Here is a 22361-nt window from a genome sequence, read left to right on the forward strand (position 1 = left end):
TCTGCAATAAGGGTTTAAAAGCTGAGGCATAGCCGATGATAAAGCTTGCGGTATTTGACTTTGACTCGACCTTGATGGATGGTGAGACAATCGACTTTTTAGCTAAGGAATATGGGGTTTGGCAGCAGGTTAGTAGCATTACTGAGCGTGCTATGAGTGGCGAGCTAGATTTCTTTGAGAGTTTAAATGAACGAGTGGCACTTTTAAAGGGTTTGCCACTTGAGCAAGCTAAGAGAGTTTGTCAAAATCTACCCCTTATGCAGGGCGCAGAAGAGTGTATAGAAGAGCTTAAAAATATGGGAGCAAAAGTCGTGTGTTTTAGTGGTGGATTTCACTTGGCCACGCGGTATTTTGCTAACAAGCTAGGGCTTCACGCTGATTTTAGCAACATTCTACACACAAATGGCGGTTTCCTTAGCGGCAGAGTTGGGGGGGATATGATGTTTAGTAACTCTAAAGGCGATATGCTTAGACGCCTCCAATCTCTGCTTAACACCACAAAGCAAGAAACAATTGCCATAGGTAATGGTGCGAATGATTGTAGTATGCTGGAGTGCGCAGGCTATGCAGTCGCCTTTTGTGCTAAGCCTATACTCAAGCAACACGCAAATATTATTATCGATGAAAAAGATTTACGCAAGATTCTCCCATATATTCACTAAGTAGCATATGAAAAAAATTTATATTGAGCTAAGTGATATTTGCCATCTTGCTTGCTCTTTTTGTCCAGCACAAAAGGGTGTGCGTGGCGCGATGTCACCCACAGTTTTTACACAAGCCCTGGATTATGCACTACCCTTATCGAATCGCATTGCCTTGCATATTTTAGGTGATCCTTGCGCACTGCCAAACCTTAGTCAATATCTTGCCATAACGCGTGAAAAAGGTGCGCAAGTCGAGCTGGTAACAAGCGGGGTATTTTCTCATAAACATAGTCCCCAAACACTTCTAAGCCCCCCGATCTACCAGCTCTCTACCTCTCTAGAAGCTGGCATAGATAATGCTATATCTAGCTATGGCACAAAACTTACACCCCTACTTACACAGCATTTGCATAATCCCAACTGCTTCCTAAATCTTAGAATCCAAGACTCTAGCCTTTATCAGCGCCAGTCAATCCTATGCGACCTACTACGCCAAATTCTCCCAGATTCCATCTCCACCCCCACACACAAAGCCTACCATCCAGCACTACACCACGCTTTAGCGTGCAATGATCTAAGCGCGCTTTTTGATGAGAAAGGGCGCATCCGCCTATGGAGTAGAGCATTTCTCATCAAAAAGACACATTTCACTTGGGCGGGATTTTGCAAAACATCTAGCACACAAAAATTCTGCCCAGCCCTAAAGGAGCAAATAGGCATTTTAAGTGATGGCACAATCGTACCCTGCTGTATGGATACTCAAGGCTCAATCAATCTTGGCAATATCGCGCATATAAATTTACAAGAAGCTCTACGCTCTCCTAAAGCAATAGCGATAAAAAATGGCTTTAAATATGGTAGAGCTATTGAGCCACTATGCCAACAGTGTGGCTTTACATCCTAGTCTGCTCCAGTCTATCTAGTAGCGCACTAAACAGTCCCCAACGACTTTTAAGCGATTTGCGCAAAGCTCTCCACCTTGGGCAATGCGCTCCTACAAGCTCCCAAAACTGCGCAGAATGATTGTTATGCACAATATGTGCTAGCTCGTGAATTACCACATAATCAATTTCTTCTTGCGGGGCAAATACTAACAGAAGTGAAAAGCTTAGGCGATCTTTCGTGCAGCTCCCAAGGCGCGACATTGACTTACGCACAGCAAGCTTGCTAAAGCGCACTCCCATAGCATTGGCAAGCACATCTGTGCGTTGCATTAGATAAGTGTGTAGCATAGCACGCAGCTCCATAAGTGGCACAACTGGCACCCATTTACCAAAGAGCAAAATCTCATCGCAATGCTTTTGCAGTATCTCTAAAGTCTCCATCCTAGCTTGCATTAAGCGTATACATACATTATCAATCCACTCCTTGTGTGCTTGCATAAATGCCAAAATCGCCTCATTTGTAGTGTGGGGTGGGCAAGTGAGCTTGATGATAGGCTGGCTAGATTCTAGGCTTGGACGGACATTTATGCGCATATACTTGCTGGGCTTTTGGCATACCATAATGGCTCGCCCATCAAACACAAGCGATCTATGCGAGACATTTAGCTTCATTTGCCACTCTTTAATATTGTTTAATCATATTCTAAGTGCTACAATGCACACAGATTATATCCAAAGGAATCCTATGAAAGTCTTATTGCTAGAAGATATCAAAGGACTTGGCAAAAAAGGTGAAATATGCGAAGTCAAAGATGGCTATGGGCAAAATTTCTTAATCGCTAAAAATAAGGCAAAGCACGCTACCAATGAAGTCATCAACAAATACAAAGCCCAGCAAAGACACCAAGCCGAGCTAGAAGCCTTAGAGCTAGAGCAGCGCAAGCAACTTGCCAAAAGTCTAGAATCTATTACGCTAACTTTGGAGAAAAAGGGCAATAATGGCGCGCTCTTTGGCTCCATTACTAAAGAAGAAGTAGCCACTGCCCTACAAGAAAAACACAAGCTCCACATCGACAAAAAAGAAATCGATATACAAACACCTATTAAGCATATTGGTGAGTTTGTGGTCATTGTCCGCCTTGGCTCTGGCATCACTGCCAATCTAGCCTTACAAGTTAAAGAGCTATAAGACTTATTTATGAGAGCTTTTGCTATTCTGTGTTTGTGCGCAGTGAGTGTATGTGCAGATACTATTGCTAGCTACACTATGCCAGCTCTCATCACACTTACCCCAAATGCTAGCAAAAAGGATACAACGCTCTCTCAGGCAGGCAATGGCGAACAAACATTTTTCCACGCTCAAAGCTTTAGTGTCAAAGGTGCGAGTAATGCCACCTATACCCTAAGTGCGAATGACAAAACTACGCACTTTCAAAATGTAGGACTACGGCTTACAAATGAGGCTAAAGTCGAGCTAATAGGTTACCACACTCTCTCTTTTGATAATGGCAATTCTCTTATATTAGATTCTAACTCAAACCTTTATGTAACCCTAAGCGATAAACCCCTAATCAATCCTCAAGCAAGCGAGTATGGTGGAGCATCTAAAGTGCGCTTTGGCGAGCATAGCAAGCTATTTTTAGCGCAAAACTCGCAAGCCAGCTTCACACAACTTCAATTCTTTATCCACGATGGGGAAATGCTTGTGGAAAATGGCGCGAGCCTTAGCATTGAAGCAGACAAGGCGATTAGATTCCAGCACAAGCTTCAAAACAATGGTGGCACACTCACGCTAAAGGGCAATATCTACAATGTCGGCAATACGCGCGGGCTTATACCAAATGACTACACTACCACAGCGCAATTTGTAAGCCACAATGGCACAATCATTATCGATGGAAATTTCTACAACGGTGGGCAAACAGATAAGGGTGTAGATAGCTCTGGGGGCAGCAGTGGGCTAAACCCATTTGATCCAGCCTTTGGTGGCGGAGGTGATATTATCCTTTATGGTAGCACAATGAGTGTTAGCGGGGAGCTTATCTCCCAGCAAGGAGGTGTTTTTATCATAGGGGGAGATTTGCTCAAGCCTAAAGATTCTAGCATTAAGCTCTATGGCAGCGTGCTAGAAGCGCAAAAAGGCATACAAAACAAACAAACAAGCACCATCATCTTTGGCGCATATAATGGCAAGCTTGGTCAAATCAAAGGCGATATTACCAACGATGGAGCAATCTTGGTAGATTTTAAAGGCTTAACTCTAGGCAAGCACACTTTCATACAAGGTACATCCACCAATCAAGGCACACTATCCCTCGCACAAGCTCAGCACGATTTCCTAACAGTCGCACTAATAGATTCTAACACTGCTCTTAACATCACGCGCAAGGAGGATGCTATCCGCGCCTTTCACAATACTCTAGGGGCAGATGCACCAATCTTGCAGGCATTAGATTCTGTATTTGAGAGAGCGGATATGGGGAGTATCTATACTTATGGTGGCAAAGAGTCTCTATCTGTGCTTGTTAGCGATACACAAGGACTCTTAGTAGCCCAGCAAACTATGCCACTAGCTACACTAGAATCCTTACAGGCTCTCCACATAACAGCAACACCCCTAGCTCCACATACCTTAGCTAAACTTAATGCTACACAGGCACACACGCGCCTTGCCTACAATAGCTCATCCTTGACGAGGCAGGTACCACACGCTGTGCCCAAAGTCTATGTCCCATATCAAAACGCTCTACTTGCGATGCCAAGCTATGCATACGCACCGCAAAGACGCGTAGCACTTGATATGCGCGCACTTGGTGGCGGAGTGTTTGGCAAATATGGAGCAGGTGGGCTTATGGGACTAGAAGCTGGGGCTAGCACGCAAATCTTTGGACACAATCTGCGACTAAGCGGAAGCTTTCTCTATAATACCTTAGGACAAAATCTTGCGAGTACTAGCACCAAAAACACAAGTTATGCCTTTGGACTCTCACTTAGCGATACGATTGCTTGGAGGTCTTTGGAGTTAGATCTAGGACTACTAGGATCTTTAGGGGCTTTTGAGGCGCAAAACTCCATTGCCATCTCTGGAGCTAGACTAGATTCTAGCTCAAGTTTCTTGGCAAGTCGCTTTATGGGCGAGATAGCACTTGGATATAGGTTTTTTATGGGGACTGCATTTTTTAAACCTTATGCAAGTGTACGGCAGTATCTACTCACGCAACATAGCGCAAGCACACAAGAAAGCACGATCCAAACAACCTTGCAAGCCTACACAGATTATATGATCAATATCAGCTTTGGGGCACAAAGCGGCGTGGCTTTTGCTGCATTTAGAGGTATTGGAATACTAACTGCACGAGTCGATTATGAGCCACATCTCTATAATACTAAGCAAGAATCTACCATCTCTCTAGGTAGCACAAGTATCCCAATCTCGCTGCCATATAGCGATCGCTTCGCCCTAGGCATCAATGCCCACTACCAACTACGCCGTAGCACGATGGGGTTTGAGCTATTCTATATGCGCGCCTTTGCCGGTGTGCATTCTCTAGGTGGAAGCGCAACAGTAGCATATAGATTCTAACTCCACCTAAACGCAAGGTAGAATCTAGCTCTGCAGGGTTTTAGATTTACCCACTTTTTACAAAAGTAGCTTGACACTTTACATTGGATTACTACCATTCTACTTGCATTCTAACTTTACCAAAGGAGTCTCTTATGAGAACATTTGCTTTTACACCGAGTTTAAAAAAATTTGTCCTAGCATTTAGTGTGTTTTCTGTAACACTTGCTAGTGCTGCACCTATTAGTCTTGTCTCCAGAGAAGAAGGCTCAGGCACAAGAGGGGCATTTGTAGAGATTTTTGATCTCTTGCAAAAGCAAGGCGATAAAAAAATCGATATGACCTCACCACGCGCAGAAATCACAAATTCTACTGCTGTTATGCTCACCACCATTGCGCGCAATAAAAACGCTATCGGTTATGTTTCACTCGGAGCACTTAATAATAGTGTCAAAGCACTCAATATCGATGGTATCGCCCCAAGTGTAGAAAATATCAAAAGCAAGAAATACACCATTTCTCGCCCATTTCTTGTCATCACAGCAAAGTCCAACCCACTTGCAGATGATTTTCTAGACTTCATTGGATCAGATAAAGTCCAAGAAGTCATCACAAAATCTGGCTATATCCCACTAGATGCCAAAGCCTATACCCCCAAGAATCCAGAGGGCAAAATCGTCATCGCCGGATCCAGCTCTGTAACCCCACTTATGGAGAAGCTAAAAGAACTCTACATTGCCCAGAATCCAAAGGCTACAATTGAAGTGCAGCAGTCAGATTCTACAACAGGCGTAAATGCTACGGTGCAGGGCATTGCTCATATTGGTATGGTAAGCCGAGAGCTCAAAGATAGCGAACTTGCAAAAGGTGTAAAACCTCGCGTGCTTGCTCTTGATGGTCTAGCAGTGATTGTCAATCCAAAAAATCCCCTTGATAACCTATCAAAAGATCAAGTTAAGGCAATCTTTAGTGGTAGTATAAAAGACTGGGATCTTGAATAACCAACGCAAGCCTTAAATCCTACGAACTTCTCGTAGCCTCTTAAGGCTACGATTGCCACTTTACCTTATTTTTATCAAGTTTTCCTTAGTATTTTGTTTTTCTTAATCTAGGATAGTCTATGCGACATATTCCCGTGCTTATAGAGCATATACGAGAGATTTTCGTGCCTTTACGCTCTTGCTCTAATGCTGTTTTTATCGACTGCACACTAGGGCTTGGCGGACATAGCAGGGAGATTTTGGAGCTATGTAGGGGTATCACACTTATTGGGATCGATAAAGATTCTAATGCCATTGCACTTGCTAGAGAGAATCTAGCTGATTTTAGCGATCGCATTGAAATTTTGCACGCAAATTTTGCACAAGGCTTTGCGCAAGCACTAGAGCTTGCACGCTCGCAAAATAAGCGCGTAGTAGGTGTGCTAGCAGATATTGGTGTAAGTTCCTTGCAACTTGATGATATGTCGCGTGGCTTTAGCTTCATAAGCGATAGGCTGGATATGCGAATGGACACGCGCCAAGCGCAGAGTGCGAGCTCCATCATCGCCGAATATTCCCAATATGCACTAGAAGAAATTTTGCGTAACTATGGACAAATCCCAGAATCTAAAAAAATGGCGCGACTTATCAAAGAATTTGCTAATACATACCCACGCGATGGAGGATTCTACAATGCACAGAGCTTAAGTGAGTTTATCTCTAAGCATTTCTCCAAGCATAGACCCCACTCTAAACTCCACGCCGCCACGCTTGCTTTCCAAGCATTGCGCATTGAAGTAAATAACGAGCTTGGCGTACTTAGGGCTCTGCTAGATTCTATTGAGCAAGCAAGTAGTGCGGATTTGCGTGGTGCGATTGTGGGAATCATTAGCTTTCACTCTTTGGAAGATAGGTTAGTAAAAGAGCGTTTTAAGCATTTTGCACGAGCATGCATTTGCCCAAGCGATGCTATTCGCTGTACGTGTGGGGCTAATCATAGCAAGGGCACAATACTTACAAAAAAACCTTTAGTAGCAAACCCCAAAGAAGTGTGCGCAAATCCAAGATCTCGCTCGGCAAAACTTCGTGCTTTTGCGCTACAATAATACCTTAAAGCATACTGCAAGGAGTATCTATGTCAACTTCTCATAAAAACTCTTATGGCGATATTCGCGTGGAAACAAGCGAGAAGGCAGCTTTGTATGAGGAAGAGCCTGCAAGCGGACTGCATATACGCTACTTGATTCTCCTATATAGTGCGCTTTTTCTCGCACTCTTTATCTCTATGCCTAAAATTTGGTTATCAAGCTCGATCTACTACATTAGTCGCGACATCAATAAGCTACAAACACAAAGCGACCTGCTTAAAGAAGAGCATAGGCGCTTGCAAAATGAGCGAGAATCCTTGCGCTACCAATATCTCAAAACCCAGTCCACCCCCAATACGCCAACTTCTAAGGAAATATAGAATTTTAAGAGAATTTAAGATAATTTTCGTTAGAAACACGCTTTATTCACTACAAACTAAGGGGAGAATATGAGCTTAATGATTAATGATGAATGTATCGCTTGCGATGCGTGCTTAGAAGAATGTCCAAATGAAGCGATTGTAGAGGGAGACCCTGTCTATGTAATTGATCCAGATTGCTGTACAGAGTGTGTAGGATATTATGATGAGCCAAGTTGCGTAAGTGTATGCCCAAAGGATGCCATTGTCCCAGATCCAGATAATAGAGAGAGTCTAGAAGAGCTAAAATACAAATTTGAGCAGCTTAACAAAGGCGAGTAATGGCAAAAATTACTGCAGTGATTGATATTGGCTCAAACTCTGCAAGAATGGCGATCTTTGAAAAGACAAGTCGATATGGATTTCGACTTATTTATGAGTGTAAGTCGCGCGTGCGGATTTCTCAAGGTTGTTATGAAAATGGTGGATTTTTGCAAGAAGCTCCCATAAGGCGTGCAATCAATGCGCTTAAAGAATTCCATGCCATCGCTAAAAAAAATTCCGCTAGAAAACTTTTATGCGTGGCGACTTCAGCTGTGCGTGATGCCCCTAATCGCGCAGATTTTCTCGCTAGAGCAAAAAAAGAAAGCGGTATAAGTATAAAAGTCATTGATGGAGCAAAGGAAGCGTGGTATGGTGGCTTGGCGTGCGCAAATCTATCGCACAAGAAAGATGGCATTACCATTGATATAGGTGGCGGTAGCACAGAGTGTGCAATCATTGAAAATGGCGACATTAAAGAAGTGATTTCTCTGCATTTAGGGACGATCCGCTTAAAAGAGCTATTTTTCGACCATAAAAACCTAGAGCAAGCAAAGCAGTTTATCAAGCAAGAATTGCAAAAAATCCCCACTCACTTTACACACCACAATGTATTTGGAATTGGCGGAACAATCCGCGCGCTTGCTAAAATCACCAGCAAACAGCGCAAATACCCAATAAAAACAATCCACGGCTATGAAATTGCTGTCAAAGAAGCAAGGTCGTTTATCCAAACAATCTACAAAACAAAAGAAGAGGATTTAGTAGGGTTTGGTGTCTCACCTGATCGGCGCGATAATATCCGCTCTGGTGCGCTAATATTTGCTATGCTACTTGATCACTTTGGGGCTAAATGCATCACGGCAAGTGGCGTGGGAGTGCGAGAGGGGGTGTTTCTTGCTGATATGCTACGCACGCAAAAATACCGCTTTCCGAGTGGGGTTTATCCATCGCTTATTGCTCTGCAAGATCGCTTTAAAGTTTCTACAAAATGGGGAAAATCAATCGCCAAAGAAGCAAATGCGATCTTTGATGTACTCGCTTGCGAGCATAAACTTGATGAAAGCAATAAAAGATATTTGCGTATTGTCTCCCAGCTGTGCGATGTAGGTGGATTTTTAAACTTCTATGGGCGTATGAACCACGGAGCATATTTCTTGCTACATGGACTTGACTATGGATTCTCCCATACTGATAGAGCGGTGCTATGCCTGCTACTTGAGTATATCAATAAGCGCATACCAAAAGATGATGCCATAGCACACATCACAGACATTATGCCACCTATTGAGAATCTTCAATGGCTTAGCTTTATTCTATCGCTCTCCTATGCGCTATGTATGAGTGGAGATCATTTGCTACAATATAGCTATGAACATAGCACATTATTTATCACGGCTGATTCTAAGCTTGTGCTAGCACGAGAATCTATTGCAGGCATTATCCCACCTACGCAAATCCGCATAGTCATCTCTTAAGTGTTTTTGATGAATATTGTCGGCGTGCTACTTAGAGTATTTGTCAATGTGCTTGGTGCTACTTTAGCAATTATGCCTAATCGTGTGTTTGTGCTGTGTGTGAAGGGACTTGGGTTTTTAATGTGCCTTTTGGACAACAAACGCCGCTACAACGATGCCCTAACAAATCTACACTTCATCTATGGAGACTCCCTAAATCTTGCACAAAAGCGTGCTATTATTAAGCGTTGCTATCAAAACTTCGCCTTTGTGATTTTAGAGAGTATTAGAATCCCAAAAATCCCCTACCATATCCATAAGCAGCGTTTTGATATTATTGATGAACATTATGTGTTAGATAGCTTGGAAAAAGATGGCAGTGTCGTGCTTATATCAGGGCATTTTGGATACTGGGAGGCACTGGCGACTTTTCTCCCACCTCGCCTAGAGCCTAATAAAATGGCAAGTCTAGGGAGACTCACAGGTATTGATAGCATCGATAAGCTTATTATTTCTCGCAGAGAGCTACAAGGCGTGCGCTTTATCGATAAAGCAGGGGCATTTAGAAACCTGCTCAAATTCTACACACAGGGGAATGCTGTAGCCGGGATTTTGGTCGATCAAAGCATCTCATCAAACCAGGGCGTGTGTGTGGAGTTTTTGGGCAAAAAGGCGAGTCATACGCCCATAGCTTCCGTCCTTTCACGCCGATTTAACATCGCCATTGTGCCGGTGTTTATTGATATAAACAAAGATTACTCACGCTTTGTTATGCGCTTTTTTCCACCCATTTATACTCCGCACACACAAGATCTAGCAAGTGATCTAGCGCAAGCCACCCAAGCACAAGCAGATATTACGAGCAAAGTAGTGCGTAGCAATCCTTCAAGCTGGTTTTGGTTTCATCGTAGATTCAAGGATTACTACCCAAATCTCTACGCTAAAAAGCCAAACCGCTAAACCCTCTCCTCTACCCCAACCGCGCTAGAATCTAGCCCACACTGCTTGACGCTTAGATTCCACCATTTTCTTGGAAGTCTCTTTGATCCTGCTCTAATTGCTCTAGCTTAGGCTCATCTCCGGGGATTTTTGCCACAGGCTTTGGCTTATCGTCATTACTAAAGGGTGGTCCTTTAGCGATGATTTTTGTAAGCTCTGCGGCGCGCTTAGCGTCCATTTTAGCTAGAATCTTTGCCATATCTGCTGCTGTGAGCGAAGAGAGAATCGTCGCTGCTTCTGCATCATCTAGCTCGGCGATTATAGGCGCGGCTTTAGAATCTTTCATACCAGAAAAGCTTTTTGCCACCTTGGAATTTGATGAAGTTTGAATCTCTTTAAGCAATGCTTCATTTCTAGCCACGAGGGCTTCTATAGCTTTTTGCTTGTCATCTTGGAGCTTTGCTACCTTTTGCGCTTCTTGTTTGGCTTCTTGGATTCTGGCATTTAAGGCTTCCTCTTGCTCTTTCAGCTTAGTTTGCTTTTGATCTAGGAGATTTTGTGTGGCATTTTTGTAGGCTTCAAGATTCTGTATTTTTTCATTTAAAGTGCGAAGATTCTGGGCTATCTCATCTTTGCGCGCTTCAAAAATCGCATTACACTGCAAAAGCGCATCGGGGTTTGGCTCTTTTTTATCCGCATACGATACGCACAATACCACAAGCAGTATCAATAAAGCTCTCATAATAACTCCTTTCTATGTAGTAGAATCGCCACTTCATCAAGCTCTCTACGCTCTTTTTGTTTGAGTGTTTTTATAAGATTCTCGCGCTCTATCTCGCGGATATGCTTGAGTTTTTCAAACTCAATGCAAAGCAGTCGATACTCCCGCTCTAACTCTTGTATCCGTGCTTTGTCCTTAGCGATTTGCTCTTGCAAAGAATCTATCTCAAAAACAAAAGCTCTTTTTTTAGCATTTGCTTGGAGAAGCACGCTAAAATCCCCAGCTTTTGGCAGACTCATCTGCGCTATTTGGCTAATAAGCCCATTAACTTGGCTTTGCTTTGCAGCTATGTCGTTGTTATAGCGGACAATGTGTTGCTCACATAAGGAGAGCTTTTGCTCTTGGGCTTTGATAAGCTTGTCAAATTGCGCAATCATAGCGATAAATAATCTCGCTTCTCTCTGCACCTGTGGAAATCATCACAATTTTTACCCCCACAAGCTCTTCTAAGCGCGCGACATATGCCTTTGCATTAGCGGGCAAGGCATCAAAACTTCTCACCCCCTTGCTTATCTCCCCAGTCCATCCCGGCAAAATCTCATAAATTGGCTTAGCATTTTCCAAATCACTTGGCACATAAGTAATTTTTCTGTCTTGATATTGATACGCCACACACACAGCGATTTCTTCAAACCCATCTAGCACATCAAGCTTCATTAATGCAATTTTATCACAGCCATTAAGCCTGCACGCATAGCGCGCAGCAAGTGCATCAAAGCCTCCACACCTGCGCTTGCGCCCCGTCGTTGTGCCAAACTCCGCACCCTTCTCACACAAGAGCGCGCCAAACTCCTTGCTATCTTCTGTAGGAAAAGGTCCATATCCTACACGCGTGCAGTAAGCTTTCATAATCCCAAGCACACTAGCAATATCACGCGGAGCTAGCCCGCTCCCAGCACAAGAACCAGCAGCAATGGTTGTTGAGCTTGTTACAAAGGGGTATGTGCCATGATCAATATCAAGCATACTGCCTTGTGCACCTTCTAGCAAGATTCTTTTCCCCTGTGCCTGCGCCTCCCAAAGAAGTGAAGTCGTATCAGTAATAAAAGGAGAGAGAATTGTATGAGCAGATTCTAGGGAGTTGATGCTTGCTTGCACCAGCTCTTCTAAGCTAGAATCTAGCGCGTTAGATTCTTTGAGCGTGCGCACTCGCCCCTGTAATCGTGCGATGATTTGCTCTCTTTGTGCTGGAAAGTTGCGCACATCACACGCCCTTAGCCCTATACGCGCGATTTTATCAGTATAGCAAGGTCCTATGCCCTTTTTGGTTGTGCCTATGGCATTTGCAGCGCGCTCAAGGCTAGAATCTAACTCTTGATGAAAGGGCAAGATAATGTGCGCCCTATCAGAGATAAACAGCCTACCGCGCAAGACTTGCTCCCCACCAAACTGCTGCATTTCTTCAATAAGCGCGGAAGGCTCAATGACCACGCCATTGCCAATAATATTGATACAATGAGAAGTAAGAATGCCTGATGGAATTAGATGTAAGGCGTATTTTTTATCGCCTACAACAATGGTATGCCCAGCATTATGCCCACCCTGATAGCGCACGATATAGTCATAATCTTTTGCTAGCACATCAACAATCTTGCCCTTGCCCTCATCGCCCCACTGAATCCCTACGATTAAATCCGCCATACACACTCCTTATTGATAACTCTTGCTAGACTCTCGCGCTAGAATATAGCTAATCACACTATCTGTATAAATCCCAAATCCACAGCACAAACACTCTTGTATATTGTATTTACCCCCAAGCATAAGCGTGTCATTCTCACTAAACACACGAAACACCACATCATCATAGTAATCCACAAGTGGTGGCTCAAGCGGAGAGATGAGAATTTGCTTAGACTCGCAAGCGTGCGCTTTATGCGATAATCGCTCTAATTCAAAGCGCAAAAACATCGGTGCTTTTGGTAAAAAGCTATCCAAGTCTTGCAAGGTATTTAAGCGCAAAAGCTCTTCAATAAATCGAGCTTTTTGTGCAAGGTCTCGCATGGACAGAGCCTTGTAAGTGTCTTTATCTATGCCAATTTCTGCTAGCACAAGAGCTAGAATCTTTACATTGCTAAACTGCAAGGTTGCCTTAACATCACAGCGCGAGAGAATCTCAAGCCCAATGTTAATCATCAAGTGCAAATTATCATCATAAATAGATTCTGCACCGATTTGGTAGATCTCATTGGTAGGGTAGCTAAAAACTGGCTGGACATAAAACCATTTCTTATGGCTAGTAGCTCGCTCCAAACGCTTGGTAATAGTGCGGATCGTATCGATTGTAGAGTCATAGCGTAAAGAAATTTGGTGATTGTTTTGGCTGCTTAGGCGAATTAGGTGGCGATTAGAAAAGTTTTGCTGATGTTCAAGGTAGGAGAAATATGGAGTAATCACCTCCTCAAAGCTATGGCTATAAAATATCTCGCACGCCACATTCTCAAGTACGCGCTTAATCCTAGCACTTCTGCCAAAATACAGCTTCGTCCCCTCTGGGATCTCGTGTTCAAAAACCATAGCCACTCTTTACATAAATAGTGAATTAACGCTTTCATTGTGGTAGATTCTACGCACAACTTCAGCAAACAATGGCGCAACATTAAGCACGGTGATTTTTTTGCACGCTTTGCACAAGGGGATAGAATTGCTCACAATCACTTCATCAAGTACGCTCTCTTCTATGCGCTCGATTGCTGGACCACTTAAAATCGCGTGCGTGCCTAGAGCCATCACAGAAGTAGCACCTTTATCTTTTAGAGCCTGTGCTGCTTTGCACATAGTCCCAGCAGTGTCGATCATATCATCGACTAAAATCACATCTTTACCTTGCACATCACCGATAACATTCATCACTTCACTCTCATTTGCCCGTTCTCTACGCTTATCGACAATAACCAAATCAAATCCAAGCTTTTGCCCAAAATACCTAGCCCTAGCCACTCCGCCAATATCTGGACTAGCGATAATGGGATTTGGGAGCTTTTTACTACGGATATGATCTTGAAAAATAATTGAGCCATAAAGATTATCTACTGGAATATCAAAAAAGCCTTGAATCTGCCCCGCGTGTAAATCCATAGTAATGACACGATCAATGCCCGCGTTTTGGATAAGGTTTGCCACAAGCTTGGCAGTGATTGGCACGCGTGGAGCAACTTTCCTATCTTGGCGCGCATAGCCAAAGTAAGGGATGATAGCAGTGATAGAGTTAGCAGAGCTACGCTTAAAGGCATCACTCATAATGAGCAACTCCATAAGGTTGTCATTAGTTGGCATACAAGTAGGCTGTATGATGAATACATCTTTCCCGCGCACAGATTCTTGGATTTGCACGCCTATTTCACCATCGCTAAAACGATTAATCATAATCTTGCTGAGCACTACATCTAAATGCTTGGCGAATTCCTGCCCAAACTCCTTATGTGCATTTCCACTAAATACCCTAAAACCTCGCATACTCACTCCTAGTTGATCTTCTAGCTTTATGGGCTGGATTATAGCACATTTTCCATTGCTTCATTTATGGCTTTAAGCCTACATTCTAGCTCATTTTCTTTATCAAAACTTGCACATTGTGCTAAGGCTTTTTGCATTTGTTGATCGCATAAGTTAGATTCTGTGATGATATATTCCCCAAGTGTCAAAAGCCCATATCTTGTATCGCCATCACCCTTTTTCTCCATAGAGCAAAGATTTTGGCGCGCTTTGACGGGTAGCAAAAGCGGGTGTATCGTGCGTAGCGACTTCTCTAAGCGATTATGTGCCACTAGCTCTGGCGGAGCATCTCTATGGAATCTAAAAAGCTTTTCTTCTCTATGTGCTTCATCACGCACACAGCCTAGAATCTCGCCCTTATGCTGGATGAAAAATAGTGAAGCGATCCGCCCGCCAATGACCATACTCGGATGGCTTAGAAGAATGTCTGCTTGCAAGGTATTAGGATCTAGCACAAAAGCTTCATAAAATAGTAACCCTTGTGTAACCATCGTATGCGTGCGCGCAAGTGGCACCCTGTACCCATCATTAAACACATCAAAATACCCTAGATATTCCACTAGCTCATCATTTTGAACAATGTCTTTTTGCCATTGTGTCAAAGCTCTCTTACTAGAATCCACCCCATAGCCCGCGCGCGCTAAATCACTAGCTAAGTGCTCCTGCCTATTTGTATCAAGTAGCTCTGCTGCATACAAGCAAATTTTAGGGCGATTTTTTTCCTCATACACTAAGGTGGCATAGCGTGGTAAGTCCTGCGTGGTTATGGGGCTTTGCACTAGGTAGATTCTACTGCCTGCGATGATATAAAGCTTTTCATCAAATGGCAATAGCAAAGGTTCATCGATAAAAGGCGGTAAGCAAAGCACAAAAGCCTTAGAATCTTGCGTGACAATTCCTACACACCCGCGTGCTCCTTGCGTAAAAGTGCGCACAAAGCTGTGGCTTTGACTATCTAGGGCTATAAACAAATTCGAGTGAAGCTGACTTGGATCGCGAAGTAGTGCAGGCAGAATCTGCACAAGGCTAGCAAAGATAGTCTGATCATTTAACAAAACAACAAGCAAAGGCGCAAGCTGGCTTGGAAGCTTATGTTCATCACCCCCAGCGTGCAAATATGCGCGAATATATGCCACTAAGGTGCGTAGATGGTAGAATCCATTTAGGCGATACTCCAGCATTGCTAGAGTTAGGTAAATCTCCTTATCATCACGCTTTGTTTGATCACTTCTCATTGCTTGAAATAGCACTGCTTGCGCTTGTAGCAATGTCTTCCTTGATGCAAGCTCTTTTTCAAAGGCTTTAGCATTAATGCGAAGTATTGTGCTTGGCGCAAATGCTAAAGACTCTGGACTTTTATCGTGGATAAATGATGCAAAGGGATTGTTAAAACCTTTGGCAAAGCTGCTAAAATCGGGCGCACTAGATTCTAGCTCTTTAGCAGTAGAATCTATAACAATAGGCGTGGGCGCAGGGGTAAAAAAGCGCGCAAAATCCCTAGCCCCCACAAAGCTAAACACCATATCATTAGAGTCTTTTACATTCTGTGCACCTATGCCTAGCACCATGAGCACAGCCCAAGATAGAGCGATCGCAAAAGCAAGCTTACTCATAGTCTAACTAGCTTCGCGCCATAGCCGCCCATATTTAGTGGGGCATCGCTAAAAGATACAACTTTAGGGTGATTTTGCAAAAAGTCTTTTACTACCGCTGATAATACTCCTGTACCAATACCGTGGTAAATTAGCACCTCATCAAATCCAGCAATTAGGCTATCACTAATAAAATCGCCAAGCTTTTCTAATGCTTCTTCTGCGCGCAAACCATGCAAGTCAAGCTTGACACTTGCTTTGTGCGTGTAAGACAGGGTTGTTTTTGTAGCATTGTGTGCATTTGTAAGCGTGCTTGCAAGAGTTTTTGAGAGTGGAGCAAGCGTGCTTTTTTCCACCTTTAGGCGCATACCAGAATCTAGCTCTATTAAACAATGATCCTTTTGAGCGCGCACAATATGCACGCTCTGACTCCCATAGCGCGCCAAATCTCCAGCCTTAAACTCCTTGCGCACTTGGTCTTTCTTGAAACTAGAATCTAGCTTGGGCTTGTGGCGCAAAATCTCGTGCGCGCGGTTTAGATTCCTATGTATGTCTTCTTGCGTGTTCGCCTGCGCTTTTAGGGCTTGCAAGGCATTGTTATAAGTAAATTCTAACTCTCGCTCCCTAGCCTTATATGCCCGCTCTAACTCATAGATTTTCTCACTATAAGTCTCTTTGGCATTGCGCGCTTTTTGGATACGCTTTTGTAGCTCTTGCGCTTTAGATTCTAGCTCTAGCGTGAGATTGCTACTATGCTCTATAAGGGCATTTAATCGCTCTTTATCACTGCCATAATGTTCTTTAGCTCGCGCGATAATATGCTTGGGTATGCCAAATTTCTGCGCAATCTCAAAAGCATAACTCTTCCCAATGCTGCCGTGCAAAAATGTATAAGTCGCGCTTGATCTCTCCGCATCAAACATCGCTGCTGCTAGCTGGATTCTAGAATCTTGTGCCATAAGGGCAGCTAGGCGTTTGTGGTGAGTAGTTACTACAAGCTTAGAATGTCTATCAAGCAAAAGCTCTAAAAGCACTTTATACAAGCTAGCTGCCTCATCAGCATCAGTGCCTAGCTCGATTTCATCAATGCCTAGAAGCAAGTCGTCTTTATCTAGCTGCTGGCTAAACTCTAGCACTCTCCCAGCAAAGGTACTTATATCATCTTTGGAGCTTTGGGGATTAGAGATAATGGCATAGATATGCTTGTAGTGGGGAATTTTACTTGCGTGGGGGTTGATTTTCATAGGAAGTAAAAGCTTGGCTAAAAATACTACGCTTAGGATTGATTTAAGCAGCATTGTCTTACCCCCAGCATTAACTCCTGTAAGTAGTAACAAGCCTTTATCAAAGGTAAGACTTATGGGCTTGGGGTTTTTTAAAATGGGGTGGCAGAAATCTTGTATAACTATGGCTTTTTGTCCTTTTGGGTGATTTGGCTTGGTTTTTGAGTATTGGCTTTTTGTGAAAAATCCTGCTACCTGTGGCTTGTTTAGAAGTTCTGCATTTTGGGTAAGCCCCATAGAATTATGCGCTTGCTCGTTTAGAGTTGTTACGCTGTTAGGAGAATCTAGCTTTTTACTAATTGCATTATTTTTGTCATTGCAAGCAGGCTTGCCTGCGTGGCAATCCATACCAGAATCTAATTTAGATTCTAGCTCTGTTTGCTCGCAATGGGAGTGATTTTTTTCTTCTAGGATTCTAAGATTGTGGTATTGCTTTGTCTGATTACCCAAAACCGAATCCTTTGTAGCGACAAACTCTAGCCCTAGATCTTTGGCAAACCTAACCCTAGCACAAAGCAAATCCACCAAATCAAACTGCTTATCCAAAAACTGCAAGAATCTAAACTCCCCTAGCATTATCTCACTAAGTGTAGTGCAAAGCTTTTGGATCTCTAAAGCGTAGAGATCACGCAGCTCTTGTTGCTTATCATAGAGCCTAGCAATCTCATTTGGCAGCACATAGAAGAAGCCACCTTGCGTACGATCAAGCACAGAGCCCTTAAGCACGCGCGAGTAGCCAGCCTTTAGCAAAAGAGCTTGTGCATCATAGAGCAAGTGGATTTGTTTATCGACAAGATAGGGGGCTAGATTCTCTCTTACTAACAAGGTATTAAGGGACTGCTTAATGGAGTCTTGCGTGCTAAAAATCTGCGTGCGCAGGTTATCAATATGGCTAAACCGACCTGCTTCTATCTCGCCTTTTTCATCAAAAATACAGAGTGCTTCACGCAAGTTAGCGGGGATAATGATCTTTGCCACAATGGTGTGGAGCTTGGATTCTGGGAGTGGGGCTAGGGCATTTTGTAGTGCCGTGAAAAACTCCAGCTCTCTAGCAAAACCCCAAATATCCTGCAAGCTTAGAGTGGCACGCTTTTTCAAACGCAAAAACGCGTGGGAGAAATTCTCAAGTGCTGGTAAAGTTGGCAGAGACATAGAATCCATCTCGCGCAACACTGCGTGGTAGAAATTCTTATCTCCTTGTAGATAGATGGGCTTAGGGCGTGCTAGATAGGTGCTAAAATGTGTGAGAAAATCATCTAAATCAAGGCTACTCACTAGCTGTAAATCTGCTTGAGAAACTAGCATTTAACCCACTTTGTGTGCTTTGTGGCTTGAAATAACTTAGCTAGCCACAGGCTTTTTACCAAAAAATCCCGCATCAAACCAAAGATAACATTTTCAAGGTTGCGCACTTGCGCGCGACCATTGATTTGATTGTATGTTGCTTGCGCAAAATCTACAGATTGCCATACCCCTGCTTTCGCAGTGTTTTGCAATGACGAATAAGGACTAGAATCTAGTTCAAAAGCTAAATCTCTACACTTACTCACCCTATCCTCTCCGCTTCTTGTAGCACCATTATAGGCTTCCCACTATATGAATCCATCTGCATAGTAAAACTCGCTAGAATCCAATCTCTCGCCTCAAACTTCTGTTCGCAAAAAAAGTAAATCCCCCCAATATCCGTGCCAAAAAAGCTAAATTTCCTATGCTGCTTAATGGATTGGATCTGGCGGATTTGCAACCTAGCCTGAAGAATTGGCTTAGGATTCCCCTGCCCATAAGGCTCAAACTCCTGCAATAGTGCAAAAAGCTCTTCATTAATATCACTTACATCAATGAGTAAAGCTCCCAGCTCTTCTTGCGTAGTTTGGCACTTAGGCAACACGCTAAGGCTATCTAAATATGCGCATAGTTCATCAAAGCTAGCAATCTCCACACTAAGCCCAGCTGCCTTGCTATGCCCACCAAACTCCCCTAGAATCTCATTAGCCCCAAGTAGCATACTCATCAAATCCACTTCACCAAATGACCTAGCACTCCCTTTTAGCATAGATTCTAGCCCCGGCTCTTTGGTGCGCGAGAGCACAAAGGCTGGTCGCTTATAGAAGTTTGCCATTTGCGCAGCAACAATACCCAACACTCCTTCGTGCCAATCATCTCCGCGCGCGATCACAGCATTTTCATACACGATGACACAAGCCTTTGCAGATTCTAGGACAGATTTTGCCGTATCTTTGCGGGCTTGATTGAGTGCTATTAATGCTTGTAGCCCAGAATCTAGCGCGCTAGCAAGGCTGCACGCTTTAAGACGATGCGCGCGATCATCTTGCGTGAGTGCAGATGAGAAGTTACCAGAATCTAAAAGTAGAAACTCACTTGCTATGCGCCCTTCCCCCATACGCCCCGCAGCATTAAGCAGTGGAGTAAGTGAAAAAGCAATATCCGTAGCAGTGATATAGCGTGTCTTTAGGTAGGTCTTGAGCTTTTGCAAGGCTGGATTTTGCGAAGTGGGTAGCTGCTTTAGCCCATAGAGCACGATACATTTGTTGATTTGGGTTAGTGGCATCATATCAGCTATGGTCGCTAACATCACAAGCTCTAAAAGTGGTACAAGAGATATATTAACCCCTAGAGCGATCTTTAACCCCGCGCAAAAATACCACGCCACAAGCGCGCCACATATTTCTTTTTGCGGGAAGGTGCAGTCTTTTTGCTGGGGGTTTATGATAAAATCTGCTTCAGGCAAGCTCTCTTTGGGGATATGATGATCAGTAATGATAAGCGTGATCCCCTGCTGCTTGCAGTAAGCAGCTGCTTCATAGGCGGTTGTGCCATTATCCACGGTGATAACTATATCGCTTGGATTAGCTTCAATGATAGCTTTTGACACGCCATAGCCGTCGCTAAAGCGACTTGGGATCACATAGCTAATATGCTCATACCCAAGCAAGGCAAAAAATTTCATCATAACCACACTTGCAATCACTCCATCAACATCATAATCCCCCACAACTAGAATCTTAGGCTTCTCGCGCATTTTTTGCGCTAGGAAGTGGGAGGCTTGCTCACAGGATTTTAACTGATAGGGGTGGGGAAGTGTTGATAGCGTGGGGAAGTCCCACTGCTTAGTGCGATTATGCAAAAGAGCGTAAATCTCACCTTTGCTCAATGTCTTATACGCTTGCTGGGGCATTATCGGCTCTTTTGAGTTGCACCCTTAGATTCTAGGCTCTTTTTTACAAAAGCTAAGATGATGGGATTTGGTGCTTGCAGGCGCGAAGTAAATTCTGGGTGAAACTGCACGCCGATAAAAAACGGGTGCCTCTCTAGCTCAATTGCTTCAATTAGCCCACTTGTGGACTCACCACTTATTTGCATACCATTTTCTTCCAGCAAAGCTCGGTAGGCTGGGTTAGCTTCGTAGCGGTGGCGGTGGCGTTCTTTGACCACCTTTGCGTGGCTATAGGCTACAGCAATCTTACTCTGTGGGCGCAGCACACACTCATACTCACCAAGCCGCATAGTCCCACCCATAGGGGACTTGATGGTGCGCACTTGAGATTTACCACACTGATCAATAAAATCTTCAATCAAGTAAATGAATGGACGGGAAGTATCGGGGGCAAACTCCGTAGAATCCGCATCTTCTATGCCTAGCACATTACGCGCAAACTCGATAATACTTAGCTGCATCCCCAAGCATATCCCCAAAAATGGCACTTTATGCTCCCTAGCATAGCGAATCGCTAGAATCTTCCCCCCTATACCGCGCGAGCCAAAGCCTCCGGGTATCAAAATCCCATCAACATCGCCTAGCTCCGCACCTTGCGTATGCTCTAGAGCTTCGCTATCGATCCACTTAATGCACACACGCGTGTCGATATTTGCCCCTGCGTGGATTAGAGCTTCGGTCAGGGACTTATAAGACTCTTTTAGATGGAGATACTTCCCTACAAAGGCGATTGTAATCTCATCTTTTGGGGAAATGATCTTTTTTACCAGCATATCCCACTCGCTCACATCTGGCTTAATGGTAGCAATAGCAAAATGCCTAGCAATGGGCGTTAAAATACCTTCTTTTAAAAAATTTAGCGGGCATTGATAGATACTCTTAGCATCAAGAGCTTCAATCACGCTATCATCGGCCACATCGCAACTCATCGCAAGCTTTTTTTTCAAATCCTTGCTTAAGGACTTTTCAGATCGTGCGATGATGATTTGTGGCGTAATCCCTATGCGCCGTAGCTCTTGGACAGAATGCTGTGTGGGCTTAGTTTTTAGCTCGCCTGCTGCTCTAATGAGCGGGATCAGTGTTACATGAATGCTTAGCACCTGTGTATTTGGCAGCTCGTGCTTAAGCTGGCGCATAGCTTCTAAAAATGGTAGTCCCTCAATGTCCCCCACCGTGCCACCTAGCTCAATGACTAAGAAGTCATATCCCTTACCCACGGCTTTTATGCGACTTTTAATCTCATCGACAATATGCGGGACAACCTGGATCGTTTTGCCCAAATAATTGCCCTTACGCTCATTTTCTATGACAGAGAGATAAACCTGCCCTGTGGTGAAATTATTATCCTTGCTAAGGTTTGTGTTTAAAAATCGCTCATAATGCCCTATATCCAAGTCCGTTTCTGCACCATCAGCTGTTACAAATACTTCTCCGTGCTCTAGCGGACTCATCGTGCCCGGATCAATATTGATATATGGATCGATTTTTAGGATATTGACTTTGTAGCCACTTTGCTTTAGTAAAGTGGCTAGCGATGAAGATGAAATCCCCTTGCCCAAAGAACTTAGCACTCCACCTGTAACAAATATGTATTTTGTATTTGACATCACTCAATCCTTGAAATATATTGCGTATGCGCTTGATCGCCTTGTGGTTATATTTGCAATCCTATACAAAAACCCCTTACAAAGTTATTATGTGTAGATTTAAATTTTTGTTTTACAATAAGTATCTAGATCAC

Annotated in this window: 21 protein-coding genes; 10 read left to right on the forward strand and 11 right to left on the reverse strand. The window is 43.6% G+C overall.

The features are described 5' to 3' along the window. Window positions 1–35: 35 nt before the first annotated feature. Together serB and IKB69_RS03280 are read left to right on the forward strand one after the other, a co-directional pair. Window positions 36–662: a phosphoserine phosphatase SerB gene (serB, locus tag IKB69_RS03275; RefSeq protein WP_290946059.1), complete on the forward strand. Its 627-nt coding sequence runs from the start codon at window positions 36–38 to the stop codon at window positions 660–662. Window positions 663–669: 7 nt separating this feature from the next. Then, window positions 670–1548 carry a radical SAM/SPASM domain-containing protein gene (locus IKB69_RS03280; RefSeq protein WP_290946061.1) on the forward strand — a complete coding sequence of 293 codons (879 nt, stop codon included), beginning with the start codon at window positions 670–672 and terminating at the stop codon, window positions 1546–1548. Here IKB69_RS03280 and IKB69_RS03285 read toward each other — a convergent pair. Next, a complete protein-coding gene (locus IKB69_RS03285; protein WP_290946063.1) occupies window positions 1538–2200 on the reverse strand; it encodes a YgjP-like metallopeptidase domain-containing protein in 663 nt (220 codons plus the stop codon). The genes IKB69_RS03280 and IKB69_RS03285 overlap by 11 nt on opposite strands. 73 nt (window positions 2201–2273) lie before the next feature. Here IKB69_RS03285 and rplI point away from each other — a divergent pair, with 73 nt between their 5' ends. The 8 genes from rplI to IKB69_RS03325 all read left to right on the forward strand — a co-directional run bounded on the left by rplI (window position 2274) and on the right by IKB69_RS03325 (window position 10255). Beyond that, window positions 2274–2717 (forward strand): 50S ribosomal protein L9, encoded by a 444-nt coding sequence (gene rplI, locus IKB69_RS03290; protein WP_290946064.1) that lies wholly within the window; start codon window positions 2274–2276, stop codon window positions 2715–2717. 9 nt (window positions 2718–2726) lie between these two features. Then, the gene (locus IKB69_RS03295) at window positions 2727–5111 is read left to right on the forward strand and encodes a hypothetical protein (protein ID WP_290946066.1); all 2385 of its coding nucleotides are present in this window, start codon (window positions 2727–2729) and stop codon (window positions 5109–5111) included. 134 nt (window positions 5112–5245) lie between these two features. After that, window positions 5246–6091, forward strand: coding sequence for a substrate-binding domain-containing protein (locus tag IKB69_RS03300; protein ID WP_290946068.1), 846 nt, complete (start codon window positions 5246–5248; stop codon window positions 6089–6091). A gap of 119 nt (window positions 6092–6210) precedes the next feature. Continuing rightward, window positions 6211–7176, forward strand: a complete 966-nt coding sequence (gene rsmH, locus IKB69_RS03305) for a 16S rRNA (cytosine(1402)-N(4))-methyltransferase RsmH (protein ID WP_290946070.1) — start codon at window positions 6211–6213, stop codon at window positions 7174–7176. 29 nt (window positions 7177–7205) lie between these two features. After that, window positions 7206–7538 carry a hypothetical protein gene (locus IKB69_RS03310; RefSeq protein ID WP_290946072.1) on the forward strand — a complete coding sequence of 111 codons (333 nt, stop codon included), beginning with the start codon at window positions 7206–7208 and terminating at the stop codon, window positions 7536–7538. A gap of 69 nt (window positions 7539–7607) precedes the next feature. Further along, the gene (locus IKB69_RS03315) at window positions 7608–7859 is read left to right on the forward strand and encodes a YfhL family 4Fe-4S dicluster ferredoxin (protein WP_290946074.1); all 252 of its coding nucleotides are present in this window, start codon (window positions 7608–7610) and stop codon (window positions 7857–7859) included. Then, entirely contained in the window at window positions 7859–9316 is a 1458-nt protein-coding gene (locus IKB69_RS03320; RefSeq protein WP_290946076.1) for a Ppx/GppA phosphatase family protein, read from the forward strand. Before IKB69_RS03315 ends, IKB69_RS03320 begins: the two co-directional genes overlap by 1 nt. Window positions 9317–9325: 9 nt before the next feature. Further along, window positions 9326–10255, forward strand: coding sequence for a lipid A biosynthesis lauroyl acyltransferase (locus tag IKB69_RS03325; RefSeq protein ID WP_290946078.1), 930 nt, complete (start codon window positions 9326–9328; stop codon window positions 10253–10255). Between the two features lie 52 nt (window positions 10256–10307). On the opposite strand, the gene IKB69_RS03330 is transcribed toward IKB69_RS03325, so the two are convergent. From IKB69_RS03330 to pyrG, 10 genes are read right to left on the reverse strand one after another with little or no spacing between them, the layout of a single operon-like run. After that, a complete protein-coding gene (locus IKB69_RS03330; protein WP_290946080.1) occupies window positions 10308–10976 on the reverse strand; it encodes a flagellar protein in 669 nt (222 codons plus the stop codon). Further along, window positions 10973–11392 carry a flagellar FliJ family protein gene (locus IKB69_RS03335; RefSeq protein WP_290946082.1) on the reverse strand — a complete coding sequence of 140 codons (420 nt, stop codon included), beginning with the start codon at window positions 11390–11392 and terminating at the stop codon, window positions 10973–10975. The genes IKB69_RS03330 and IKB69_RS03335 overlap by 4 nt, the downstream gene beginning before the upstream one ends. After that, window positions 11376–12662: an adenylosuccinate synthase gene (locus IKB69_RS03340; protein WP_290946084.1), complete on the reverse strand. Its 1287-nt coding sequence runs from the start codon at window positions 12660–12662 to the stop codon at window positions 11376–11378. The genes IKB69_RS03335 and IKB69_RS03340 overlap by 17 nt, the downstream gene beginning before the upstream one ends. A gap of 3 nt (window positions 12663–12665) precedes the next feature. Then, complete coding sequence (locus tag IKB69_RS03345) at window positions 12666–13532, reverse strand: ATP phosphoribosyltransferase regulatory subunit (protein WP_290946086.1); 867 nt, start codon at window positions 13530–13532, stop codon at window positions 12666–12668. A 9-nt stretch (window positions 13533–13541) separates the two neighbouring features. Beyond that, window positions 13542–14471 (reverse strand): ribose-phosphate pyrophosphokinase, encoded by a 930-nt coding sequence (locus IKB69_RS03350; protein WP_290946088.1) that lies wholly within the window; start codon window positions 14469–14471, stop codon window positions 13542–13544. Window positions 14472–14509: 38 nt separating this feature from the next. Beyond that, window positions 14510–16123 (reverse strand): hypothetical protein, encoded by a 1614-nt coding sequence (locus IKB69_RS03355; RefSeq protein ID WP_290946090.1) that lies wholly within the window; start codon window positions 16121–16123, stop codon window positions 14510–14512. Continuing rightward, window positions 16120–18690 (reverse strand): Smr/MutS family protein, encoded by a 2571-nt coding sequence (locus tag IKB69_RS03360; protein WP_290946092.1) that lies wholly within the window; start codon window positions 18688–18690, stop codon window positions 16120–16122. Before IKB69_RS03360 ends, IKB69_RS03355 begins: the two co-directional genes overlap by 4 nt. Next, entirely contained in the window at window positions 18684–18935 is a 252-nt protein-coding gene (locus IKB69_RS03365; protein ID WP_290946094.1) for a hypothetical protein, read from the reverse strand. Before IKB69_RS03365 ends, IKB69_RS03360 begins: the two co-directional genes overlap by 7 nt. After that, window positions 18932–20581 carry a single-stranded-DNA-specific exonuclease RecJ gene (recJ, locus tag IKB69_RS03370; RefSeq protein ID WP_290946096.1) on the reverse strand — a complete coding sequence of 550 codons (1650 nt, stop codon included), beginning with the start codon at window positions 20579–20581 and terminating at the stop codon, window positions 18932–18934. Before recJ ends, IKB69_RS03365 begins: the two co-directional genes overlap by 4 nt. Beyond that, a complete protein-coding gene (gene pyrG / locus IKB69_RS03375; RefSeq protein ID WP_290946098.1) occupies window positions 20581–22227 on the reverse strand; it encodes a glutamine hydrolyzing CTP synthase in 1647 nt (548 codons plus the stop codon). Before pyrG ends, recJ begins: the two co-directional genes overlap by 1 nt. Window positions 22228–22361: the final 134 nt, after the last annotated feature.

This window comes from Helicobacter sp., from assembly GCF_017502485.1.
Taxonomy (GTDB): domain Bacteria; phylum Campylobacterota; class Campylobacteria; order Campylobacterales; family Helicobacteraceae; genus Helicobacter_B.

Bases quoted from the DNA above. Each gene is read 5' to 3' on its own strand.
- serB (WP_290946059.1), top strand. From the start codon at position 36: ATGATAAAGCTTGCGGTATTTGACTTTGACTCGACCTTGATGGATGGT.
- IKB69_RS03280 (WP_290946061.1), top strand. From the start codon at position 670: ATGAAAAAAATTTATATTGAGCTAAGTGATATTTGCCATCTTGCTTGC.
- IKB69_RS03285 (WP_290946063.1), bottom strand. From the start codon at position 2,200: ATGAAGCTAAATGTCTCGCATAGATCGCTTGTGTTTGATGGGCGAGCC.
- rplI (WP_290946064.1), top strand. From the start codon at position 2,274: ATGAAAGTCTTATTGCTAGAAGATATCAAAGGACTTGGCAAAAAAGGT.
- IKB69_RS03295 (WP_290946066.1), top strand. From the start codon at position 2,727: ATGAGAGCTTTTGCTATTCTGTGTTTGTGCGCAGTGAGTGTATGTGCA.
- IKB69_RS03300 (WP_290946068.1), top strand. From the start codon at position 5,246: ATGAGAACATTTGCTTTTACACCGAGTTTAAAAAAATTTGTCCTAGCA.
- rsmH (WP_290946070.1), top strand. From the start codon at position 6,211: ATGCGACATATTCCCGTGCTTATAGAGCATATACGAGAGATTTTCGTG.
- IKB69_RS03310 (WP_290946072.1), top strand. From the start codon at position 7,206: ATGTCAACTTCTCATAAAAACTCTTATGGCGATATTCGCGTGGAAACA.
- IKB69_RS03315 (WP_290946074.1), top strand. From the start codon at position 7,608: ATGAGCTTAATGATTAATGATGAATGTATCGCTTGCGATGCGTGCTTA.
- IKB69_RS03320 (WP_290946076.1), top strand. From the start codon at position 7,859: ATGGCAAAAATTACTGCAGTGATTGATATTGGCTCAAACTCTGCAAGA.
- IKB69_RS03325 (WP_290946078.1), top strand. From the start codon at position 9,326: ATGAATATTGTCGGCGTGCTACTTAGAGTATTTGTCAATGTGCTTGGT.
- IKB69_RS03330 (WP_290946080.1), bottom strand. From the start codon at position 10,976: ATGAGAGCTTTATTGATACTGCTTGTGGTATTGTGCGTATCGTATGCG.
- IKB69_RS03335 (WP_290946082.1), bottom strand. From the start codon at position 11,392: ATGATTGCGCAATTTGACAAGCTTATCAAAGCCCAAGAGCAAAAGCTC.
- IKB69_RS03345 (WP_290946086.1), bottom strand. From the start codon at position 13,532: ATGGTTTTTGAACACGAGATCCCAGAGGGGACGAAGCTGTATTTTGGC.
- IKB69_RS03350 (WP_290946088.1), bottom strand. From the start codon at position 14,471: ATGCGAGGTTTTAGGGTATTTAGTGGAAATGCACATAAGGAGTTTGGG.
- IKB69_RS03355 (WP_290946090.1), bottom strand. From the start codon at position 16,123: ATGAGTAAGCTTGCTTTTGCGATCGCTCTATCTTGGGCTGTGCTCATG.
- IKB69_RS03360 (WP_290946092.1), bottom strand. From the start codon at position 18,690: ATGCTAGTTTCTCAAGCAGATTTACAGCTAGTGAGTAGCCTTGATTTA.
- recJ (WP_290946096.1), bottom strand. From the start codon at position 20,581: ATGCCCCAGCAAGCGTATAAGACATTGAGCAAAGGTGAGATTTACGCT.
- pyrG (WP_290946098.1), bottom strand. From the start codon at position 22,227: ATGTCAAATACAAAATACATATTTGTTACAGGTGGAGTGCTAAGTTCT.